13 protein-coding genes are annotated in these 16,472 nt (G+C 70.0%); 7 read left to right on the forward strand and 6 right to left on the reverse strand.

All coding sequences use genetic code 11. From position 1 onward, the window contains the following. The first annotated feature begins 17 nt into the window (after positions 1-17). Positions 18-974, forward strand: a complete 957-nt coding sequence (locus tag ACFHW1_RS21685; protein ID WP_416616008.1) for a 50S ribosomal protein L11 methyltransferase — start codon at positions 18-20, stop codon at positions 972-974. Here ACFHW1_RS21685 and ACFHW1_RS21690 read toward each other — a convergent pair. The 3 genes from ACFHW1_RS21690 to ACFHW1_RS21700 all read right to left on the reverse strand — a co-directional run bounded on the left by ACFHW1_RS21690 (position 956) and on the right by ACFHW1_RS21700 (position 3,769). Continuing rightward, positions 956-2,128: a 4-hydroxybenzoate 3-monooxygenase gene (locus ACFHW1_RS21690; RefSeq protein ID WP_416556586.1), complete on the reverse strand. Its 1,173-nt coding sequence runs from the start codon at positions 2,126-2,128 to the stop codon at positions 956-958. The two genes, ACFHW1_RS21685 and ACFHW1_RS21690, sit on opposite strands and share 19 nt — an antisense overlap. Continuing rightward, a complete protein-coding gene (locus ACFHW1_RS21695; RefSeq protein ID WP_416569257.1) occupies positions 2,128-3,273 on the reverse strand; it encodes a hypothetical protein in 1,146 nt (381 codons plus the stop codon). The genes ACFHW1_RS21690 and ACFHW1_RS21695 overlap by 1 nt, the downstream gene beginning before the upstream one ends. 235 nt (positions 3,274-3,508) lie before the next feature. Next, the gene (locus ACFHW1_RS21700; protein WP_416556588.1) at positions 3,509-3,769 is read right to left on the reverse strand and encodes a hypothetical protein; all 261 of its coding nucleotides are present in this window, start codon (positions 3,767-3,769) and stop codon (positions 3,509-3,511) included. A 332-nt stretch (positions 3,770-4,101) separates the two neighbouring features. Here ACFHW1_RS21700 and ACFHW1_RS21705 point away from each other — a divergent pair, with 332 nt between their 5' ends. Continuing rightward, entirely contained in the window at positions 4,102-4,341 is a 240-nt protein-coding gene (locus ACFHW1_RS21705) for a DUF397 domain-containing protein (RefSeq protein WP_416556589.1), read from the forward strand. Positions 4,342-4,591: 250 nt separating this feature from the next. Further along, positions 4,592-5,419 carry a helix-turn-helix domain-containing protein gene (locus tag ACFHW1_RS21710; protein WP_416556617.1) on the forward strand — a complete coding sequence of 276 codons (828 nt, stop codon included), beginning with the start codon at positions 4,592-4,594 and terminating at the stop codon, positions 5,417-5,419. Between the two features lie 182 nt (positions 5,420-5,601). Here ACFHW1_RS21710 and ACFHW1_RS21715 read toward each other — a convergent pair whose 3' ends face one another. Continuing rightward, complete coding sequence (locus ACFHW1_RS21715; protein WP_416556590.1) at positions 5,602-7,557, reverse strand: PhoX family protein; 1,956 nt, start codon at positions 7,555-7,557, stop codon at positions 5,602-5,604. A gap of 336 nt (positions 7,558-7,893) precedes the next feature. Between ACFHW1_RS21715 and ACFHW1_RS21720 the strand changes: the two genes are divergently transcribed. After that, positions 7,894-12,279, forward strand: coding sequence for an ExeM/NucH family extracellular endonuclease (locus tag ACFHW1_RS21720; RefSeq protein WP_416616010.1), 4,386 nt, complete (start codon positions 7,894-7,896; stop codon positions 12,277-12,279). A 127-nt stretch (positions 12,280-12,406) separates the two neighbouring features. On the opposite strand, the gene ACFHW1_RS21725 is transcribed toward ACFHW1_RS21720, so the two are convergent. Continuing rightward, positions 12,407-12,847: a DoxX family protein gene (locus tag ACFHW1_RS21725; RefSeq protein ID WP_416556592.1), complete on the reverse strand. Its 441-nt coding sequence runs from the start codon at positions 12,845-12,847 to the stop codon at positions 12,407-12,409. Between the two features lie 261 nt (positions 12,848-13,108). Between ACFHW1_RS21725 and ACFHW1_RS21730 the strand changes: the two genes are divergently transcribed. From ACFHW1_RS21730 to ACFHW1_RS21740, 3 genes are all read left to right on the forward strand, one after another. Continuing rightward, a complete protein-coding gene (locus tag ACFHW1_RS21730; RefSeq protein WP_416556593.1) occupies positions 13,109-13,474 on the forward strand; it encodes an STAS domain-containing protein in 366 nt (121 codons plus the stop codon). Next, positions 13,471-14,217: an ATP-binding protein gene (locus ACFHW1_RS21735; protein WP_416556594.1), complete on the forward strand. Its 747-nt coding sequence runs from the start codon at positions 13,471-13,473 to the stop codon at positions 14,215-14,217. The genes ACFHW1_RS21730 and ACFHW1_RS21735 overlap by 4 nt, the downstream gene beginning before the upstream one ends. Positions 14,218-14,310: 93 nt before the next feature. Beyond that, complete coding sequence (locus ACFHW1_RS21740) at positions 14,311-14,718, forward strand: four-helix bundle copper-binding protein (RefSeq protein ID WP_416556595.1); 408 nt, start codon at positions 14,311-14,313, stop codon at positions 14,716-14,718. A gap of 40 nt (positions 14,719-14,758) precedes the next feature. On the opposite strand, the gene ACFHW1_RS21745 is transcribed toward ACFHW1_RS21740, so the two are convergent. Next, a complete protein-coding gene (locus ACFHW1_RS21745) occupies positions 14,759-16,426 on the reverse strand; it encodes a DUF885 domain-containing protein (RefSeq protein ID WP_416556596.1) in 1,668 nt (555 codons plus the stop codon). Between the last annotated feature and the right edge of the window lie 46 nt (positions 16,427-16,472).

The following is a 16,472-nucleotide window of genomic DNA, read 5'->3' on the forward strand; positions in this document are numbered from 1 at the left end:
CGAGAGGGAGTTCATCGATGGCTGGGCCGACGGACATCCCGTTCACGCCGGAGCTGCACCTGCGACTGCTACTGAGCATCGACCGCGGGCACAACGTGCAGCGCGCGGTCCGCAGCGCGGTGCGGACCGGTGACCGGGTGCTCGACGCTGGCACTGGCAGCGGGCTGCTGGCGCTGGTCGCCGCCGACGCGGGCGCCGCCGAGGTGGTCGCGGTGGATCGGCACCATGTCGGTATGGCCGAGCGGATCGCTCGGCACAACGGGGTCGCCGACCGGATCACCTTCGTCGAATCCGACCTCGCCGATCTCGACCCGGAGGATCTCGGCGGTCGGTTCGACGTACTGCTCGGCATGATCCACACCAACAACCCGTTGCTGGACGAGGAGCGCTCCCGGCTGGTCGTCGAGCTGCGTCGCCGGTTCGGCACGGCCGACTGCCGGGTGCTGCCGGGCGAGGTGCGCTACCTGGCCACCGGCTGCGACCGGCTGGACTGGGACCTGCCGACCGAGCTGGCCGACCTGGCACAGGTTGCCGAGACGCTGCAGGGGGCGTACGGCTGGGACTTCCAACCGCTGGTGGACGCGGTCCGCGACGGGGTCGCGACGCGTTCCGCCCGGCCGGCCAAAGGGGTCGCCCCGGCCTGGCGGTCGCCGACCCGGTCCGGCGCGCTGCGCTTCCCGCGAAACGACGTGCGGCTGCTCACCGCCGCCGAGGACTGGGTGACGGTGGACTACCAGGCGCCGCCGTTCGACGGGTTTCCCGACCAGGTGCGGCTCACCACGACCGCCGCCGGGCGGCTGACCGGGGTGATCTGGACCCAGCAGCTGCGGTACGCCGGGGCGCCGCTGTGGACCAGTGAGTCGTACAGCCCGCTGGGCGGCCCGCGCCACGTCGACCCCGGGCAGGAACTGGTCTTCGGCACCGGTGCGACGTGGCGGGCGACGAACGTCCTCAGTCACCACCACCCGACGTAGTCCTCCAAGAACGCGGCCAGGTAGGCCGGTGAGTCGACCAGCCGGGTCAGCCGCGCCGCCTGTACCTGGTGCAGGAAGGCCGCGTCGGCCGTGCCGTATCCGGGGGTGTTCACCAGGTCCATCATCCAGTGCACGAACTCCTGGGCCCGCCAGATGCGGGCCAGCCGGTGCTGCGAGTAGGCGTCCGACCGGCGGTGGTCCCCGGCGGTGAACCGCTCGATCAGCCCCAGCGCCAGCTCTTCCGCGTCGGCCAGGGCCAGGTTGAAGCCCTTGCCGCCGACTGGCGGCACGATGTGCGCGGCGTCGCCGGCGAGGAACAGCGACCCGTACCGCATCGGGTCACAGACCAGGCCGCGCATCCGGACGGTGCCGGTGTCGGTGACCGGCCCGGTGTGCAGCGTCCACGGCTCGTCCAGCGCCAGTCGGATCCGGATTTCCTTCCAGATCCGCTCGTCCGGCCAGTCCGCCCGGGTCTCGTCCCGACCGCACTGCAGGTAGAACCGGCTCACCGTCGGCGTCCGGCGGACGTGTACGCAGGCCCCCGACTCATGCAAAGCGTTGATCACGCAGTCACTGGACGGCGGGGCTTCGGCGAGCACCGACAACCAGGCGTAGTCGTACTGGTAGTCGGCGCAGCGCAGCGCCCCGGCGGGGACCGCCCGCCGGGCGACGCCGTACTCGCCGTCGCAGCCGGCCACCACGTCGCAGCGCAGCTCACGGCCGTCGGCGAGCCGGATGCGGGGCTGCCCGGCCAGGTCGTCGATCGCCCCCGCCGCAGTCTCGAACCGCAGGTCACCGCCGTCGGCGAGGTAGGCGTCGACCAGATCGCGGACCAGGAACTGCTGCGGGTAAATGTAGTGGCTGCGGCCGTTGGCCAGCGGTTCATAGCGGATCGGGTAGCGCCGCCCGCCGAGCCGGAACTCCACCGCGTCCTCGACCGCGCCGGTCCGCAACAGGTTGCCAGCCAGGCCGTGCCGGCGGAGCAGGTCGACCACCCGGTGCTCTACGGTGGCGCCCCGGGCGCGGTTGGCGACGTACTCGCGGTCCCGACGCTCCAGCACCACACAGTCCACCCCGGCCCGGCGTAGCAGCACCGCCAGCAGCATCCCGGCCGGCCCGGCACCGATGACGCCGACTTGGGTACGCTCGTTCATCACCGGTCACCGCCGGCCGGCTGGTCGACCTGCCCACCGGCGTCCGCGCCCGGCGTTTCGTCTCCGTAGCCACCCAGGCCGGTGTCCGGCGTCCCGCCGCCTTCGGGCCCACCGGGTGTCCCGCCCCTGTCGGTTCGGTCCCGGTGGCTGCCGTGGAGCGCGAACAGCCGGGCCCGCATCATCTGCCGTACCACCTGCACCCCTGGCGACGTGCTGCGCCCTGCCGACCGGGCGGCCATCCGGAGGCTGGGCAGCACGTCGCCGCCGAACCGGGCGCAGATCAGTTGGTGCGCCTCGTACGCCTCGACGGTCGCTTCGACGAACTCGTCGAAGGCGCTACCCAACCGGGCCGGGCCGATCTTGGATCGCATCGCGCGGACCTCGGCGAACAGCGCCATGAGGTGGGCGTGGTCGCGGGTCTGCAGTCCGCTGAAGCCGGCCTGCACCGCTGGGGGTGCCATCGCCGGACGGATCAGTCGCTCGTAGTCGACCGGCGAGAAGTCCGAGGTGAACCGGAAAGCGGCCGCCGAGCTGCACATGAACGCCGTGGCGACCCGCAGCGCGGCTCGCGCCTCGGCCTCGTCGCCGTCGGCGCTGGCACCGAGGAAGCAGTTCAGCCCGGTGATCGCCCCCTGCATCAGGGTGAAGAAGAACTGGTGACCGATCAGCCACCGGTCGGCGGCGGCGTCGGAGTCACCCGGGTCCGTCCCGTTCGACTGTGGGTGCGGCGGGCGTTGGACGGACTGGTCGAGAACGCCGATCGGCTGGTTGTCGACGTCGTGGCCAGCGTACCGGTACAGGCTTTCCAGCCCGAGCCACAGCTGGGCGACATAGCCGTTGCTGAGCTGCGAAAGCCCATTCGCGTCGACGTTGTTCCGAACTGCCAGATGCGTTATTGCCAAGGCGTGGAGAAACGCTGATTCCGGTGCTTGGTGCGTACGGCGAATCTGGAAGTAGCGGTCATGTTCCTGATAGTCGACTTGCTGGTAGTCGACGGTGACCGGGTCGGCCCGGACGCCCGACGTCGCGCCGTCGAGCGGCTCCGGGGCCGAGGTGTGGGGGCCGTCGGCGATCGCAGCACGGAGTCGGTGCCGGTTGGCCGGCAGCAGCTCCGGATAGGGTAGGCACAGTGCACCATCAGACACAGGGCAGCCCTTCTGGTGGCTTCCGGGCATGGGTACGGTGTCGCAATACCGTGCCGGCGGAGTGGCCAATTTACCGCGCCGCCGGTGATCCACAATGCTCGCAAATTCTCGCGGCTGCTGTGATGGCTGTCAATCCCTGTGTAGTTTTTCGCCTACTGAGTAGTGACTTTGTGCACGTCAGCGGCGCGATATTGAGTCGGGCGACCGACGGTGCCCTCCGGTTGGAGGGCGACCGTCAACGGTGTACTCGGTCCAGCATCGGGTCGGTCTCGGCCCGCGGCAGCACGTACGGCGCGGTGATGGTGTCCACCCCGGTGCCGCGCGAGCCGGTGGGGCGGTAGGTGACGGTCGCCGCGCTGGCTGAGGCGGTCTCGACGATCCCGGCGCACCAGGTGCCGCCGCGGTAAACCCAGACCGGGTCGGACGGCTGGTACCGGTCGGTCGGGTAGACGTCCCGGGGATCGCGTTGGTTGGGGTTGAGGATGGGAGCCGGCATGCTCATCGCCCTCCTGTCTCGCTGCGCGCGGTGTGTCTCGTGGCTGCTGCCGTCGGATGACGCCGGAGGCAGCTGACCGGCCCGCAAAGCGGTGACTCTGCGTGCGTCGTTGTCTACGCCACCCCTAGCCTTATCGGGGGTGATGTCGTCGAATGTCCGATTACTCATCACAATGGGTAAACCGCCGGATACAAGTTCACGTGCGCTATCATGCTCGCAATACCTTGCAGGCGCAAGAGCGGATGCACGTGCATTTGACCCTTCCGTGACGAGGCGCGGCCGACCCTGGAGTCCTACGTCTGTTGCGACAATGTCCGATTTGGATTGTATGTATGCATAAGCCGGATAGTGACGTTCCAAGTACCGACCTGCCGACCCTCGCCTGGCGCAAGAGTGGCCGCAGCAACCCCAGCGGGAACTGCGTCGAGCTTGCCCGGCTGCCCGGTGGTGGCGGGATCGCTCTGCGTAACTCCCGCTACCCGGACGGTCCAGCGCTGATCTACACCCGTGCGGAGATCGAGGCGTTCATCCTCGGCGCCCGAGACGGTGACTTCGACGACCTGATTCGCTAGCATCGATCCGGCCGGGGGCCTGCGCCGTGGGGGCCCGTCCGGACTCTGCTGGTGACGACCGTCCGCACCGCACGGCGGTGGCCACTGATCGGACCGGTATCGACGGGGGCCTTAGGGATCACCCTCGGGTCATGGCATGCTTACTCGCCAAGAGTAGCTGCCATACGACGCGACGGTGTCCGGAGGTCGGTGGGTGACGATGACGGCCCAGCCAGATGGCGGATCGGCGACCGGGCCGACCGTGCTGCGGATGCTGCTCGGCGCGCAGCTGCGGCGGCTCCGGGAGAGCCAGGGAGTGAGCCGGGAGGCGGCCGGCTGGCACATCCGCGCCTCCGAATCGAAGATCAGCCGGATGGAACTCGGCCGGGTCGGCTTCAAGGAACGCGACGTCACCGACCTGCTCACCCTCTACGGGGTGACCGACTCACGGGAACGCACAGCGCTGCTCGGGCTCGCCCGGCAGGCGAACACGCCCGGCTGGTGGCACCGGTACGGCGACATCCTGCCCAGTTGGTTCCAGTCCTACCTGGGGCTGGAGGCGGCCGCGAAGATGATCCGCAGCTACGAGGTCCAGTTCGTACCCGGCCTGCTGCAGACCCGCGACTACGCCCGAGCGGTGGTCCTACTCGGACACGGTCGGGCCCCGGCCGACGAAGTGGAACGCCGGGTCGAGCTGCGGATGGAGCGCCAGGAACTGCTTCATCGGCCACAGCCACCGAACCTGTGGGCAGTGATCGACGAGGCGGTGCTGCGACGGCCGATCGGCGGCCCCGCCGTGCTGCGCGACCAGATCAACGCTCTGGTCGAGGCGACCAAGCTACCGAACGTACGGCTGCAGGTCGTGCCGTTCGATGCCGGCGGGCACGCCGCCGCCGGCGGAGCCTTCACCATCCTGCGCTTCGCCGACCAGGACCTGCCCGACATCATCTACATCGAGCAGCTGACCAGCGCGATCTACCTGGACAAGCGGGAGGACGTCGACCACTACGCCGCCGCGATGGAGCGGCTCTGCGTCGAGGCCGACCCGCCCGCCCGTACCCAGGACCTGCTCCACCAGATCTTGCGCGACCTGGACTGAGCCGAGACAACCTGCGCCGACGGACCCGGTGTCGCGGGCGTGACCGCAGGTGTCACGCCCGCAACCGGGACCGGACCCGCCGGCAACCGGCTGGCGGCCGGGTCGCCGGTCGGCGAGATCGGCCGCGGCTCCCGGAGCCCGCACGTCGGGCTCGGATGTTGAGCAGAGGTGGACCGGAGCGGTCAGGTGCCGATGACGCCGCCATCGGCCTTGCGGATGACCACGGTCGCCGACCGGGGCCGGCCGGCCGGGTCGAAGTCGGGCCAGTTGCTCACCGCCCGCGGGTCCTCCGGCGTCGGGCTGCCCCAGTACGTCGTGGACTCGCCCGGATGCTGCACGTTGATGAACATGGTCCGCTGGTCGGGGGTGGTGACCACACCGGTGATCTCCGCGCCGCGCGGGCCGACCAGAAACCGCCGGATCTCACCGGTACGCGGGTCGGCGGCCAGCATCGCGTTGTTGCCAATGTTGTCGTGGCCCCGGTCCGCCCGGTTCTGCGTCGAATTCGACACGTCGGTCTGAATCCACAGCCGTCCGTCACCGTCGAACCAGATCCCGTCCGGCGAGCCGAAGATGTTCGTCTCGTCGAGCTGCACCTGCGGGTCGTACGCCGGGTCACCGGCCAGTATGAACACGTCCCACTCGAAGCTGGTCGCGGTGTTGTCGCGGCCGCGCTCGCGCCAGCGGACGATGTGCCCGTACGGGTTCGGGGTACGCGGGTTGACCGCACCGGGCGAGCCGGTGCCGTTGGTCAGGGTCAGGTAGACGTCGTTGTTCTTCGGGTTGACCGCCACCCACTCCGGACGGTCCAGCGGGGTGGCGCCGACCGCGTCGGCCGCCTCCCGGGTACGCAGCAGCACATCGGCCTGGTCGTGCCAGCCGTTCGCCCTGGTCAGTGGTCCCTTGCCGTGCTTCAGTGGCAGCCAGACGCCCTTGCCGTCGTCGTCGAACCGGGCGACGTAGAGCGTGCCGTGGTCCAGCGGGCTGCGGCCCAGCGCCCGCTGCATCCGCCACCGGCCGTCACCGACGAACTTGTAGAGGTAGTCACCGTCCTGGTCGTCGCCGCTGTAGACGACGACCCGACCGCGCGACTCCCAGAAGGTGGCGCCTTCGTGCTTGAACCGGCCGAGGGCGGTCCGCTTCACCGGGGTGGAGCGTGGATCCATCGGGTCGATCTCCACCAGCCACCCGAAGCGGTTCAGCTCGTTGGGGTTGCGCGCCACGTCGAAGCGCGGGTCGGCCAAGTGCCAGCGGTAGCCGAATCCGGCGGCGTTCACGCCGTACCGGGCCTGCTCCGGCGTCGGTGACCACTGCGGGTCCTCGGTGCCGAAGTACCCGTTCCAGTTTTCCTCACAGGCCACGTAGGTGCCCCACGGGGTGACTCCGTGCGAGCAGTTGTTCAACGTACCCATCGGTGGGTTGTTCGAGCGCAGCGCCGGGTGCCGGCCGGACACCGGGCCGGAGAAGACGACCGGGGTGGTGCCGGTGACCCGACGGTTGAACCGCGAGTCGACGTTGCGCCACCTGCCCCGCGACAGTTCCACCTCCACGACGCTGACCCCGTGGCCGGCGAGTGCCTTGTCGACCTTCTCCCGGGTCATCTCCGCGTCGCCGTCGGGGTAGAGCAGGGTCCGGTCGACGTACTCGTGGTTGAGCACCAGCAGGCCTCGGCGGCTGCCCAGCGGGCCGCGACCCAGCGGGAAGAAGTGCATGCCGTCGTGGTGGCTGCCCACCTGCTCGGCCTGTTCGGCGGCGGTGTTGGTGGCGTCCTTGCGCCAGGCCGGTCCCCGGCTGCGCAGCGGGGTGCCCCACGGGATGAGCACGTCGGCGGTGTAGCCCGGCGGGACGGTGATGGCGTCGTCGGTGTTCGGCAGCACCGGGTCGAAGCCGAGCAGACCACGCCGGCCGGGCTTGCCCTTGCCGTGCCCGTGGCCGCCGGCGCTGGCCGGCGCGTCGGTGCCGAGGGCACCGCCGGCTGCGCCGAGGAAGGCCGCGGCGGCGATCACCGTACCGCTGCGGACGATGTCGCGGCGGCCGGCGCGGGCGGCGAGCACCGCACGGAACGGACGGTTGCCGGACGGGTTCGAGCTGATGTCGTCCGGGTCGGTGTGGGTTTGGCTGTCATGGTCGATTGACATGTGATCCTCGCTCGGTCGGAAGCGGGCCGCCCGGTCCGGTGCCGCATCGTGCGCGGCGCGCGGACCGGTTCTGCCAGCGGCGGTCCGGGCGGGACGGCGTCGCTGGCACCGGGACGGTATGCAGCGGACCGGGACCGTCCGCGAACGCGTGTGCGACCTGCCGGCGACGTCGAGATGAACGATCGATGTCCTGATCTGGGTGTCGCCGGACCGTCCCTTGTCACGAAGGGGTAACGGGACCCGAATGTTTAGCAGGTCACCACCGACCCGTCTGTGCTTCGAAACCCGCGTCTCCTAGATTTACTGAACTCACCCTCTGACCGGAGGAACGCCTACATGCGCCAGCACAGACGCATAGCCACCTGGAAGATCATCACCGCGGTCGTAGGGGCCGGCGCGCTGAGCGTGCCCGGCAGTGCCGCTGCCATGGCCGCACCGGCCGCCGGTGACCCGTTCATCAGCGAGATCCACTACGACAACGCCGGCACCGACACCGGCGAGGCGATCGAGATCGAAGCCCCGGCCGAGTTCGACCTGACCGGCTGGCAGATCGTCCTCTACAATGGAAGCAACGGCACCGTCTACGACACCCGTACCCTCGCGGGCACCGTCACCGCGGCCGGCGTGGTCGTCGCCGAGTACCCCGCCAACGGCATCCAGAACGGGTCCCCGGACGGGGTGGCCCTGGTCGACCCGGCCGGCTCCGTGGTCGAGTTTCTCAGCTACGAAGGCACCCTGACCGCGGCCGGCGGCCCCGCCGACGGCACGGCCAGTGTCGACATCGGTGTCGCGGAAGCCTCCGACACCCCGGCCGGGCACTCGTTGCAGAAGGTCGACGGCGACTGGCGGCAGCCGGTGGCGAACACCTTCGGCGTCCGTAACGGGACCGGCGACCCGGACCCGGACCCGGACCCCGAGCTGGGCTGCGACGTCACGGTGACGAACAGCATCGCCGAGGTGCAGGGCACCGGTGACAGCACGCCGCTGGCCGGCACCGAGGTGACCGTCGAGGGCATCGTCGTCGCCGACCACCGCGTCGGCGGTTACAACGGCGTCTACCTGCAGACCGCCGGCACCGGCGGGTCCCGTACGGCTGCCGCCGGCACCGCCAGCGACGGGATCTTCGTCTACCTGACCAGCAACCCGGCCAACCACCCGGGGGTCGCGATCGGTGACCGGGTGCGGGTCACCGGCCACGCCGGTGAGTACTTCGGACTGACCCAGGTGAGCATCGGCGCGCGGACCGACGTGCAGATCTGTGACCGGGACAATCCGTTGCCCACCCCGGTCGCGCTGACCCTGCCACTGGCCGCCGGCGACCGGGAGTCCGTCGAGTCGATGCTGGTGGCCCCGGTCGGTGACTTCGCCGTCGCCGAGGTCTACAACACCAACCGGTACGGCGAGGTCGTGCTGACCGCCGGTGACACCCCGGCGGTCATCCCCACCGACGTGGCGCAGCCGGGCAGCGCCCAGGCCGAGCGGATCGCCGCCGACAACCGGCTCAACCGGATCCTGGTTGACGACGGCCGCACCACCAACCTGGCCGACGCCGGCATCGCCCCGCCGTACGTTTCGCCGGACCAGCCGCTGCGGGTCGGTGACTCGGTCGAGGCGTTCGGGCCGAGCGTGCTGTCGTACGGCTTCGACGAGTGGCGGCTGCAGCCGACCCTGCCGGTCGACGCGGACACCCCGGCCACCGAGCGGACCACGTTCAAGGTGACGAACCCGCGTACCGCCGCCCCGGCTCCGGTCGGTGGCGACATCCGGGTGGCCAGCTTCAACGTGCTGAACTATTTCGTCCACTTCGGTGGCGATGCGCGTGGTGCGGCCGACGAGGCCGCGCTGGCCAAACAGGAGGCGAAGATCGTTGCGGCGATCACCGCGCTGGACGCGCACGTGGTCGGCCTGCAGGAGATCGAGAACTCGGTGCGGTTCGCGCCGGGCGAGCCGGAGAAGGCACTCGTCCGGCTGGTCGGCGCGCTGAACGCCGCCGACGGTGCCGGGACCTGGGACTACGTCCGCTCCCCGGCGGACCTGCCGGGCGCCGCCCAGCAGGACTTCATCAGCAACGCGATCATCTTCAAGCCGGCTGCGGTGACCCCGGTCGGGCCGTCCCGGTCGGTCGACGACGAGAGCGTCTGGTTCAACGCGCGGGAGCCGATCGCGCAGACGTTCACCGCCGACGAGCTGACCTTCACCGTGGTGGCGAACCACTTCAAGTCCAAGAGCACGTCGACGCCGCCGACCGGCGACAACGTCGACACCGGTGACGGGCAGGGCGCGTACAACGGTGACCGGACCCGGCAGGCCGCCGCGCTGGCCGACTTCGTCGACGGGCTGGTGACCGACAGCGGCAGCGACGACGTACTGTTGCTGGGCGACTTCAACTCGTACACCCAGGAGGACCCGATGCGGGCCCTCTACGACGCCGACTACGTCAACCTGAACGACACCGGACGCAGCACCTACGTGTTCGCCGGTGAGTCGGGTTCGCTGGACCACGCGCTGGCCTCGCCGTCGTTGGCCGCCCGGGTCACCGGGGCCGACGTCTGGCAGATCAACGCGGTCGAGTCGTACGCCTTCCAGTACAACGGTTCCCCGAACTTCTTCGACCCGGGTCCGTTCCGGGCCAGCGACCACAACCCGATCATCATCGGGCTGGACACCGGCGCCGGCGGTCCGGTCGAGCTGCAGCTGCTGGGGATCAACGACTTCCACGGCCGGCTCGAATCCGTCGGTACGGTCGACGGGCAGCCGGTCGGCGGCGTGGCCCAGGTGGCCGGGCTGGTCGACCAGTACCGGGCGACCAACCCGAACACGGTGTTCGTCTCGGCCGGTGACAACATCGGCGCGTCGACGTTCGTTTCGGCGATCGACGACGACAACCCGACCCTCGACGCGTTCAGCGCCGCCGGTCTCGACGTGACGGCGGTCGGCAACCACGAGTTCGACAAGGGCATGGCGGACCTGACCGACCGGGTGATCCCGCGTTCGGACTTCCCGCAGCTCGGCGCCAACGTGTACCGCGACGACGAGCGGGCGCTGCCGGCTTTCCACGTGCAGGAAATCGGCGGGATCCGGGTCGGCTACATCGGTGTGGTCACCGAGCAGACCGCAGTGATGGTCAGCCCGGACGGTATCGCCGGGCTCACCTTCCGCCCGCCGGCACCCGAGGCCGACCTGGTCGCCACCGCGCTCAAGGACGGCGACGAGAGCAACGGCGAGGCGGACGTGGTGGTGCTGCTCACCCACGAGGGCGCGGCCACGGAGAACATCGACTCGCCCGAGGCGCTGATGAGCGACCCGGTGTTCGGTCCGTTCACCCGGACGGTTCCGGAGGTCGACGTCATCTTCAGCGGGCACACCCACCAGCCGTACGCCTTCGAGGTGCCGGTGCCCGGCACGGACGAGACCCGGCCGGTGCTGCAGGCCGAGGACTACGGAAAGAAGCTCGGCCGGATCGTGCTGCAGGTGGACGTCGAGGCGGGGACGGTCGAGACGGACACCGTCGAGATAGTCGACGTGGTCGGCGCGCCGGTCAACCAGGAGGTCGCCGACATCGTGGCGGCGGCGAAGGCCAACGCCGAGGTGCTCGGCCAGCGGCCGCTGGGCTCGATCACCGCCGACATCACCCGGGCGTACACCAACGGCAACGAGGACCGGGGCAAGGAGTCGGTGCTCGGCAACTTCATCGCCGACGTGCAGCTCGCCGGGACCCGGGAGCCGGGTCGGGGTGGTGCGCAGATCGCCTTCATGAACCCGGGCGGGCTGCGGGCCGACCTGTTGTCCGGCGAGGACGGCGTGGTCACCTTCGCGGAGGCGTTCTCGACCCAGCCGTTCGCCAACGACATGGTCACCCGGACCTACACCGGTGCCCAGGTCAAGCGGGTGCTGGAGGAGCAGTGGCAGCCGGCCGGGGCGTCGCGTCCGCTACTGTGGCTCGGCGTGTCGGAGGGCTTCTTCTACACGTACGACCCGACGTTGCCGCAGGGCGAGCGGATCACCTCGATGACCCTCAACGGTCAGCCGGTGTCGCCGACCGGGACCTACCGGGTCACGGTCAACTCGTTCCTGGCGGCGGGTGGCGACAACTTCACCACCCTGGCCGACGGCACGGATACCTCGACCACCGGGGACAACGACCTGACCATGCTGGTCGCGTACTTCGCCGAGAACTCGCCGGTCACCGCGGACATCAAGACGCGGTCGGCGATCGGCCAGCCCGGACCGACCTGCGACGTGACGGTCACCGGCAAGCACGACAGCGGGCTGATCGTCAAGGCGGGGATGACCTACTGCCTGGAGTCGGCGACGGTCAACGGCCCGGTCACGGTCCGCCCGGGTGCGACGCTGCTCGCCACTGACGGTGCGATCAACGGTCCGCTCACCGCGAACCGTCCGGCGGCGGTCAGCTTCACCGGCACGAGCGTCTCCGGGCCGCTGGCCCTGCTGCGCGTGACCGGGGCGGTGGCGTTGACCGGGGTGACCATCCGGGGTCCGCTGGAGGTGACTGGTGGTGACGGCGGTCTGCGGCTGGACGGCGCTGACATCTCCGGTCCGGTCCGGCTGGTCAACAACAAGCACGACGAGCTGCCGGTGGTGGTCGCGGGGAACACGATCCGCGGCCCGCTGCACTGTCAGGGCAACAGCCCGATGCCGGTTGACGAGGACCGAGTGAACACGGTGCAGGGCCCGGTGTCCGGGCAGTGCGCCCGGCTGTGAGCTGCCCGGTTCGCCAGCACTGAGAAGCAGTGCTGAGAAGTGGCCCTGAGAAACGGTACGGCCCGGCGGACCTTGACTGGTCCGCCGGGCGGTACCGGCCTTGCCGGGTCCGGCTGCTGCCGCGGGATCAGACCGTCGCGGGCTCCGGTGCCGGCGTGGCGGCCGTACGGCGTCGACTCAACATGGCGTCGAGCGAGTACCGGCCTGGCCCCAGCGCGGCCACCAGCAGAAACGCCCAGCAGAACAGCGCGGCGAGTTCGCCGCCGTTGTTCTGCGGGAGAAGTGCGTCCGGCTGATGGACCACGAAGTAGGCGTACGCCATCGATCCGGAACAGATGACGGCGGCCACCCGGGTGCCGAGTCCGGTGAGGACCAACAGACCGCCGACGAGCTGGATCAGCGCGGCCCACCACCCGGGCCAGACGCCGATCTCCAGTGCCTCACCGGTGCCCCGGAAGCCGCCGAAGATCCCGAAGATCGAGGCGGTACCGCGTAGCGCGAACAGCAGACCGACCACCACGCGGAACAGCGTGGGGACGATCTCCGGCAGGCGGGTGAATACGGGCATGGGGGACTCCTCGTGAATCTGGGAACACTGGTCCCACGGCGCCCGGATCATATCGACAGAAATTAATCTCAGTCAACGATCTCTCACCCAGTGTGATGATCGACTAGGTGGTCCGCTAACCCGAATCGGTGGTCTCCCGGTCTGTCCGCAGCGGGCGGGTGGCGTCGCGTAGGCTGGGCGCTTCGAGCAGCCCAACTCCGCCGCGCGGGCCTACGGGCGCCACCGCAGGTCGGAGTCGCGACCCGCCAGACGGAGACCAGCATGCACGAGATCCGGGTGTCGTCACCCGAAGCCGGGCACTGCGTCATCGAAGCCTCCGGCGAGCTGGATATGACCGCAACCGGAGAGCTCAGTGCTGCCGTGCAGGTGGTCGACCGGAGGCAGGCGACCTGGATCATCGTCGACCTGGACGCCGTCACACTGATCGATTCAAGTGCGGTCAAGGAACTGGTCGACGCGCATCACGCGGCCGCCGGTCAGGGTCAGATCCTGATAGTCCGCAACCCGCAGCCGATCGTCGCCCGGGTGCTGCGGGTGACCGGAGTCGCGCCACTGCTTGGCATCGTGCCGCAGGACCACACCGGAACCGTCTACGGTGGTAGACCGGACAACGGGGACCACGGGTGAACACCCTCACCTGGCTGGTGGCGCGTGACCTCGCCAGCGGTGTCACCCGGATCCGGCTGACCGGCGCGTTGACCGACACCGAACTGGTCCGGCTCGCCCCGGTGCTGCGCCGCTGCCTGCTGGAGGAGCCGTTGGCGCTGCTCGTCGAGCTGGACGAGGTGACCGTGGCCAGCCCGATCGGGCTGCGGGTCTTCGCCATCGTGCAGGGCGGCGACGCCAGCCACCGTCCGGTGGTGCACCTGTGTGCCCGGCCCGACTCACCCACCGGCCGGCTCGCCCGGCACAGCATGGGCGACCTGGTGAGTGTGCAGGACAGCGTGATCGATGCCACCAAACTGGTCGAATCAGCACCAAGGTCCGCGTACCGGTGGCACGAATACCTGCCTCCGCACCCGCACTCACCGGGACAGGCCCGCCGACTGATCGGCGGTGCCTGCCGCTCGTGGCACCTGACCGCTCTGCTCGACGATGCGATGGTGATCGGTTCCGAGCTGGTCAGCAATGCGGTCGAACATGCCGGCACCGAGTTGGACGTCACTACCACCCGGCAGGCCGGAGCGATCCGGATCAGCGTCCGCGACCGCGCTGCCGAGCTGCCCCGACCGGCCACCGGGCCCCGGCCCGGTCCGGCACCCGGCCGTGGTCGAGGGCTGGCCATCATCGAGGCGCTCGCCAGCGACTGGGGGTACGCCGGATTCGCCGACGGCAAGACGGTCTGGGCGGCACTGCGGCTGCCTGACTGACCGGCCGTTGCCCGACCGGTGTCGGCCGGTCCGGTGTTAGTCGGGCCGGGCAGCGGGTACCCGACCTCAACGGTCACACCTGTGGAGGTCACCATGACGCAAGCAACCGAGATGCTGGAAACCTATCCGCTCGATCTGGGACACGTCGACCAGCAGGCACTCGCCGACTGCATCGACGCCTGCTTCGACTGCGCTCAGGCCTGCACCGCCTGCGCTGATGCGTGCCTGAGCGAGGACACGGTCGCCGAACTGGTCAAGTGCATCCGCACCAATCTCGACTGCGCCGACATCTGCGCCACCACCGGCCGGGTGCTCTCCCGGCACACCGGCTATGACGCGAACACCACCAGGGTGATGCTGCAGGCATGCATCCAGGCATGCCGTTCGTGCGGCGAGGAGTGCCAGCTACACGCCAGCGAGCACGAGCACTGCCAGGTCTGCGCCGAGGCCTGCCGTCGGTGCGAGCAGGCCTGCCGGGACCTGATGGCCGCGCTCGGCTGAGCCGGCCCCCCGCCCTCGGCGTGGCTCGCGGGGCCGGTGGTCAGATCCGGGCCAGCGCGGTCCGCAGCGGGTCGAGACCGAGTACGCCCAGGTCCAGCGCTGCCTGATGAAACTCCTTGAGGTCGAAGGCGGCACCTTTGCGGGTTCGGGCGTCGGCTCGGGCCTGCAGCCAGATTCGCTCCCCGACCTTGTACGCCGCCGCCTGCCCCGGCCAGCCGAGATACCGGTCCAGCTCGAACCGCAGGATCTCGTCCGGCAGTTGGCAGTGCGCCCGCAGAAACTGCCACGCCAGCTCCGGAGTCCACCGCTCGCCGGGATGGAAGTTGAACGAGTTCGGCGGGATGGTCAACTGCAGGTGCAGGCCGATGTCCACGATCACCCGGGCCGCCCGCAGCGCCTGCCCGTCCAGCATGCCGAGCCGGTCACCGGGGTCGGCCAGGTAGCCCAGCTCGTCCATCAGCCGTTCCGCGTACAGCGCCCAGCCCTCGCTGTGCCCGGAACACCAGCAGAGCAGCCGCTGCCAGCGGTTGAGCAGATCGGCACGGACCTGCGTCTGACCGATCTGCAGATGATGTCCGGGCACCCCTTCGTGGTAGACCGTGGTCACCTCCCGCCAGGTCGAGAACTCGGTGAGCCCGTGCGGCACCGCCCACCACATCCGGCCCGGTCGGGAGAAGTCCTCACTCGGCCCGGTGTAGTAGATGCCGCCGTCGCTGGTCGGCGCGAGGCAGCACTCGATCCGCCGGATCTGCTGCGGAATGTCGAAGTGGGAGCCGTGCAGGTCCCCGATGGCCTTGTCAGCCAGCGCCTGCATCCAGTCGCGGAACGCCTCACCACCGGCGATGGTCCGCGCCGGGTCCGCGTCCAGGGCGCGTACCGCGTCGTCGATGCTGGCGCCGTGCCCGGCGATCTCGGCAGCGACCCGGCGCATCTCCTGCTCGATGCGATCCAACTCGAAGAAGCCCCAGGCGTACGTCTCGTCCAGGTCGATCCGCGCGCCCAGAAAGTACTGGGAGGCGAGCTCGTATCGGTCCCGGCCGGCGGCCTCGGTGTCCCGCCCCAACGGGGCCAGCTCGGTACGCAGGAACCGGCCGAACGCGATCGTCGCCGCAGTGGCCGCCGAGGCCGCGCGGCGCAGGTCCGCGGTGAGGGCGGCCGGAGCGGACAGCCGGCCGACCAGGGCGTGGAAGAAGTCGTCCGCTTCCGGGTCGGTCCAGACGTCACACTGGTCGGCGACCTTGAGCATCTGCGCCCGGGGTGCCACGTGCCCGGCCCGGGCCGCGTCCAGCAGGGTGACCCGTACCTGGTCCAGAGCCTGTGGATAATTGTCCAGCCGGGCGGCGATGTTGGCCACCGCATCGGTGCCCTCGGTCGGCATCAGGTCGAAGACCTGGCGCAGCTGGTGCAGACCGCTGGTGATGACGCTCAGCTCGCTGGTCTCCTCGCCCGCCTCGTAGCGGGCCAGCTCCAGCCCGAGCCGCTCCGCCATCGCGTCCCGGGCCACCCGCTCGGCCTCCGACTCCGGATCGGCGACACCGAGCTGCCGCAACGTGTCGCGAGTCAGGGCGGCGCGTTCGGCGTACCCGTCCGGTGACAGGTCGTCGAGCTGGTCGTCGTACCCGTCGACGCCGATGTAGGTGGCTCCGGTCGGATTCAGCCGCGCCCACTGCTCGACAAAGCTGTTGCTGATGTCATCCACACGTCCCATGCTGATGACCCTACGCGGCAGGTCGGTGGGGCCGGCGCAGCCGAAA

The sequence above is a fragment of the Micromonospora sp. LOL_014 genome, assembly GCF_048060245.1.
GTDB lineage: Bacteria > Actinomycetota > Actinomycetes > Mycobacteriales > Micromonosporaceae > Micromonospora_E.

Excerpts from the sequence above, each read along its gene's own strand:
- ACFHW1_RS21705 (WP_416556589.1), top strand. The coding sequence starts at position 4,102 with ATGCATAAGCCGGATAGTGACGTTCCAAGTACCGACCTGCCGACCCTC.
- ACFHW1_RS21710 (WP_416556617.1), top strand. The coding sequence starts at position 4,592 with ATGCTGCTCGGCGCGCAGCTGCGGCGGCTCCGGGAGAGCCAGGGAGTG.
- ACFHW1_RS21685 (WP_416616008.1), top strand. The coding sequence starts at position 18 with ATGGCTGGGCCGACGGACATCCCGTTCACGCCGGAGCTGCACCTGCGA.
- ACFHW1_RS21720 (WP_416616010.1), top strand. The coding sequence starts at position 7,894 with ATGCGCCAGCACAGACGCATAGCCACCTGGAAGATCATCACCGCGGTC.
- ACFHW1_RS21690 (WP_416556586.1), bottom strand. The coding sequence starts at position 2,128 with ATGAACGAGCGTACCCAAGTCGGCGTCATCGGTGCCGGGCCGGCCGGG.
- ACFHW1_RS21725 (WP_416556592.1), bottom strand. The coding sequence starts at position 12,847 with ATGCCCGTATTCACCCGCCTGCCGGAGATCGTCCCCACGCTGTTCCGC.
- ACFHW1_RS21730 (WP_416556593.1), top strand. The coding sequence starts at position 13,109 with ATGCACGAGATCCGGGTGTCGTCACCCGAAGCCGGGCACTGCGTCATC.
- ACFHW1_RS21740 (WP_416556595.1), top strand. The coding sequence starts at position 14,311 with ATGACGCAAGCAACCGAGATGCTGGAAACCTATCCGCTCGATCTGGGA.
- ACFHW1_RS21745 (WP_416556596.1), bottom strand. The coding sequence starts at position 16,426 with ATGGGACGTGTGGATGACATCAGCAACAGCTTTGTCGAGCAGTGGGCG.
- ACFHW1_RS21700 (WP_416556588.1), bottom strand. The coding sequence starts at position 3,769 with ATGCCGGCTCCCATCCTCAACCCCAACCAACGCGATCCCCGGGACGTC.
- ACFHW1_RS21715 (WP_416556590.1), bottom strand. The coding sequence starts at position 7,557 with ATGTCAATCGACCATGACAGCCAAACCCACACCGACCCGGACGACATC.